Annotated in this window: 1 protein-coding gene; it reads right to left on the minus strand. The window is 54.8% G+C overall.

Annotated features, from left to right (window positions below):
* Positions 1 to 182 precede the first annotated feature (182 nt).
* Complete coding sequence (locus tag FS320_RS44245; protein WP_152718765.1) at positions 183 to 824, minus strand: helix-turn-helix transcriptional regulator; 642 nt, start codon at positions 822 to 824, stop codon at positions 183 to 185.
* Positions 825 to 907: the final 83 nt, after the last annotated feature.

Consider the following 907-nt stretch of genomic DNA (forward strand, 5'->3'; position numbering starts at 1 on the left):
ACCAAGCTCTCCAAGCGATCTCGATCAGCGGCGGGAACCTCAATGCGTTCGATCTTGCCCATCAGAGCAGGATCGCACGTCGGATCGGATTTCGGAATCACTCGTCAGTGACAGAACACTAGGGCGGGAGTCTTGTCGCATCCGAAAGAGAAAAGATATTGTAGGAAGTTACAGGTGAGGCGTCATAGGCCTATCAACCTGTATTGCAGAGCTCGCGCTACAGCCTGAGTCTTGTTGACGGCATCCAGTTTCTGACAGGCACTTGCGATATGGGCTGTCACCGTACGTTCCGTAATGCCGAGAATATCTCCTGTATCGGCTGCGGACTTCCCTGCAGCAGCCCAGATCAAGGTCTCACGCTCCCGTGGGGTGAGGATACCTGAGCCGGCATTCGGGCTGGGCTTAAGCAACTGCCTGGTGCGCTCAAAGGCATACATGGCCATCAAGTGTAAGGCCGGCTTCGTCCTGGACGAGAGATCCAGGTCAACGCCGCTCATGGAAAAACAGGCCTCGTAGCCATTGATCCCATGGATGGGCAGACAGAAACCCTCTTTCATTCTGAAATCCGTGGCCCGGTCCATGACCTCGGCAGCTCCTGATTCGGTTTCTCGGCTATAGGGAGCTTCGGACCATTCGAAAGGTTGAGTGGTGGCCCTGCACAAGCGGATAATAGGGTCTAATCGTACATAGTCTTCTTTGGTATAGATATCGAACCAGCCCATAGGCCATTTCTTCAGCAGAACGACCTGCTCGAACCTTTCTTTCGGATTTGGAAGACCTGTGTGTAGCGCGACGCGCGAATGTGTGAGTAAGGCGACGGCCAGATTTACGAGATGTCGCCTCCGGTTGAAGTCGACCTACCGTGTCACGGGACGACACGGAGGAGCGCATGAGCCGGCTCGATCAG

The organism is Microvirga tunisiensis (genome assembly GCF_009296175.1).
In the GTDB taxonomy this organism is placed as follows: domain Bacteria; phylum Pseudomonadota; class Alphaproteobacteria; order Rhizobiales; family Beijerinckiaceae; genus Microvirga; species Microvirga tunisiensis.